Annotated in this window: 3 protein-coding genes and 1 pseudogene; all 4 read left to right on the forward strand. The window is 69.9% G+C overall.

The window, feature by feature from the left end; genetic code table 11:
* Positions 1-662, forward strand: a 662-nt coding sequence (locus ACFWF3_RS27335) for an FAD-dependent oxidoreductase (RefSeq protein ID WP_379316256.1), incomplete at its 5' end; no start/stop codon positions are given.
* A gap of 289 nt (positions 663-951) precedes the next feature.
* Positions 952-1,980 (forward strand): hypothetical protein, encoded by a 1,029-nt coding sequence (locus ACFWF3_RS27340; RefSeq protein ID WP_379316258.1) that lies wholly within the window; start codon positions 952-954, stop codon positions 1,978-1,980.
* Between the two features lie 69 nt (positions 1,981-2,049).
* Positions 2,050-3,507: a hypothetical protein gene (locus tag ACFWF3_RS27345; RefSeq protein ID WP_379316260.1), complete on the forward strand. Its 1,458-nt coding sequence runs from the start codon at positions 2,050-2,052 to the stop codon at positions 3,505-3,507.
* 91 nt (positions 3,508-3,598) lie between these two features.
* A pseudogene (locus ACFWF3_RS27350) lies at positions 3,599-3,913 on the forward strand (PLP-dependent aminotransferase family protein); the annotation flags it as partial.

Genomic DNA, 3,913 nt, shown 5'->3' on the forward strand with positions numbered 1-3,913 from the left:
CCGCCGACGGGATCGTGGTGAAGCTGTCCGACGGCCGTACCGTCACCGGTTCGCACGCCCTGATGACCGTCGGTTCCACCCCGAACACCGAGAACCTCGGCCTGGACCGGGTCGGTATCGAACTCGACCGCGGCGGATACCTTCGTGTCGACCGGGTTTCGCGCACGTCGGTGCCCGGCATCTACGCCGCCGGCGACTGCACGGGTCTGCTGCCGCTGGCTTCGGTGGCCGCCATGCAGGGCCGGATCGCGATGTATCACTCGCTCGGCGAGGGGGTGAGCCCGATCAGGCTGAAGACGGTGGCCTCGGCGGTGTTCACCCGCCCGGAGATCGCGACCGTCGGTGTCAGTCAGACCGCCATCGACAACGGTGAGGTCCCCGCGCGCACAGTGATGTTGCCGCTCAACACCAATCCGCGCGCGAAGATGTCGGGGCTGCGGCGCGGCTTCGTCAAGATCTTCTGCCGCCCGGCGACCGGTGTGGTGATCGGCGGTGTGGTGGTCGCGCCGATCGCGTCGGAGCTGATCCTGCCGATCGCGCTGGCGGTACAGAACAATCTGACGGTCACCGATCTCGCGCAGACGTTCTCGGTGTACCCCTCGCTCACCGGCTCGCTCACCGAAGCCGGACGTTTGCTGATGCGCCACGACGACCTCGACTGAGCCCCTGACACCGTATTGTGAAACGAATCACAATGCGTTTCAGGTTTCGAATTGTGTTGTTCGCCAACGGCGCTCGTCGCTTCCGGGCAACTGTCACACCAGGTGTTTGCGCAGGCGGAACCGGGTGAAAGCGAAACCTGGTGCTGCGTTGCCTGTCCCGCGCTCATGTGGTTGACTCACCGCCGAGGCGCGATCAGTTGTGATCGCGTGGTGGAGCAGTGGGGGATTCCCTCCGGGAAAGGGATTACGAAAAGTGAAGCATCGTAAGCCGAGTCGGGCGCAGCGAGCGATGGCAAGCACGTCGTTGCCTTTGGCCGCCGCGGCAGCCGTGGCAACCCTCCTCGCGGCTCCGGCCGGCGCGGTCCCCAGTGACCAGCCGACCACACCCGCGACTCCGGCTCCTGCGCAGCCGGGCCAGCCTTCGGGTGAAGTAGAAGCTCCGGCGACCCCGGAAACGGAAACCCCGGAGAACGTCAAGCCGGGTCAGACGAAGCCGGGCGAGACCAAGCCCACGCCGGCTCAGCCGGGTGTCACCAGCCCCGCGCCCGGTCAGCCGGAGCAGGGCACCCCCGCCAAGCCGACGCCGAGCCAGCCGGGCGTCACCAGCCCCCGTGTCGCGCCGCTGCCGGTCCCCGGTCAGGCGCAGCCTGCGGTCCAGCCGGAGCGCGCGGGCGCGACGCCCGACCAGCCGGGCACCACCAAGCCGGAGACGGGCACCACGCCGAGCCAGCCGGGCGCCACGCCGGGCCAGCAGCAGACGCAGCCCACCGTGCCGTCCGATCAGGGCACCGGGACCGGCACCCAGGCCGAGGTCGAGTCTCCGGACACCCTCGTCCAGGAGCCGAAGGAGCCGGCCTGGCAGGCGCCGCGCCTGGCCAACGCGCCCGCCGCGCCCGTCGTCGAGATGGAGGGCCCGCGTCAGGAAATCGGCGTCACCGTCGACGGTGCCGGAATCCTGGCGAACACCCACCACTACAACAACGCCTCGGGCTACGTCGGCACGGTCGGCTACCGGACGCCGGGTGGCGGTTTCGGTGACGCCGGTATCTCGGTCGAGTACGTCGGCGCGAACGAGGTCAAGGTCACCACCTTCAACGGTGGCGACGGCCGCAGCGACAACACCACCGTGACGGTGCTCGACACCACGCAGGCCAACCTGGCCAAGGCCGCGGTGGAGAACTGGATCAAGGCGCAGCCGGGCGGCAACGCCGCGCTCGATGCGGCCGCGAAGGCTACACTGCCCGTGCCGGGGGAGCTGCTTCAGACGGTGAACGTCGCGGGTGTGAACACCCAGTGGGGTGGCTCGATCCAGTACTGACACGCAGTTTGTCGTGTGGGGCGGTCGCCTTCGACCGCCCCACACGTGTGTCCCGGGAAAGGATTGGACTTGGGCACCGAGGGCGACGAGAACGAACGCGGCGATCGACAACGAGCGGCCGCGGATTTCGGCTCTCCCGTAGGAGATTTCGGGCCGCCGGTCGATGACGCCGGCTTCGGTGGGCCCGTTCCCGCCACGCCGCCGCCCGCGCCGTCCGGGGTTCCGGAGCGGGGTTGGCGACCAGCCGAACCGCCTGCCGGCGCGCCGGCGCCCGGCCCGTTCGGTCCGCCGGCCGGTGCGCCCGCGCCGGGTCCGTTCGGTGGGCCCGTCGCCGGTCAGCCGCCCGTTGCTCCGCCGCCTGCCGGTCCGTTCGCCGGCTCGGTGCCGCCCGGTCCGCCCGCGCGGCTCTCGGCTCCGCCTTCGGGCTCCACGCCGACAGATCAAGGCTCGGCGCCGGGCAGTGGCCAAGCGCCGCCTCGGTTGCCCGATGGTCGCCGTTCCGCGCCGACTTCCGTCTTCGGTGACGCGGTAGCGACGCCGCCGCCCGCTCGTCCGGGTCCTCCCGCGCCGTTCGGCGGACCCACTCCCGGTGGTCCGCCCGCTGCCGACCCGACCGTGCGTTTCGGTGGTGAGCCGCCGCGCGGTGAGAGTTCGGTCTTCGGCGACTCGGTCTTCGGTGATTCCGTGCCGGTGACGTCCGGTCGCGAACTCACCGAGGTGATCCGTCGCGGTCGCCCCGGCCCCAAAGATCCTGCGCCGCAGCCGCCGTCACGCGAGAGCGGGCCTGCCGCGGACACCGTGCGGCCGCCCGAGGGCTCCCGCACTCCGCTGGTTCCCGACAAGCCGAGACCCGCCGCCGACAAGGCGTGGTGGGACAACCCCGACGATGACGGCGGGATTCCCAAGCCGCCATCCGAACCCGGCCTGTCGTGGGCCGACGACCCGATCGCGCGCCGTCTCGCGCCGAAGATGCCGGCCACCCCGGCGCCGGTGGAGACGGAACCCGACAACAAGCGCCTGCGCTGGATCATCGGCGGTGTGGCCGCGGCGGTTCTGCTCGTGGTGGCGCTGGTCCTGACGATCGGGCTGGTCAAGCGTGGTGGCGGCGCCGATCCCGGTGTCACGGCCGCGCCGGTTCCCTCGGTCGCGTCGGGCACCGAGTGCCAGTCCGTCGCCGAACAGTCGGTGACCGTCGGCAACGGACCGGGCGACACCAGCACCGGTGCCAGGGCCATCCTCGGCTTCCAGTACGCCTTCTACACCGACCGCTCCGGGGCGAAGGTGCGTGAGTTCGTGGCGCCCGACGCCGAGAACATCTCACCCGCCGAGACCATCCAGCAGGCGATCGACGGTCAGATCCCCGCGGGCACCACTCACTGCGTGAAGATGCGCGAAACCAGCGCGGGCCGCTACGACGTCGAACTGCGCGAAATGCACCCCGATGGCTCGGCCGTGGTCTACAAGCAGGAGATCATCACCACGAACACCGACGGAAAGTGGCAGGTCAAGTCCATCACCGCCCGGTAGCGTCTCATTTTATGAGACAACAATTTCATATTCTGGTGGGCGATATGCAATCGTAGGATGATTGCTTCTCTCGGCGTCCCCGGAGGTTCCCATGTCGCTGACAATTCCAGCATTGGCGGGCAAGCTCGCCGGTCTACAGAGCTCGGCGATCAGGGATCTGCTCAAACTCACCGCCCGCGACGACATCATCAGCCTCGCGGGCGGGCTGCCCGACGCCGCCCTGATGCCGCGCGAACGCATCGCCCTCGCCGCCGAGACCGCGCTGCGTGACCCCGCCGTGCTCCAGTACACGGAGTCGTCCGGCTGGCCTGCGCTGCGCGAGGTGATCGCGGCCCGGGAATCGGCCGAGATCGGCCGCTCGGTGCCCGTCGCCGAAGTCTTCATCACCCACGGCTCCCAGCAAGCT

It is taken from the genome of Nocardia sp. NPDC060220 (assembly GCF_042727815.1).
GTDB lineage: Bacteria > Actinomycetota > Actinomycetes > Mycobacteriales > Mycobacteriaceae > Nocardia.

Excerpts from the sequence above, each read along its gene's own strand:
- ACFWF3_RS27340 (WP_379316258.1), top strand. The coding sequence starts at position 952 with ATGGCAAGCACGTCGTTGCCTTTGGCCGCCGCGGCAGCCGTGGCAACC.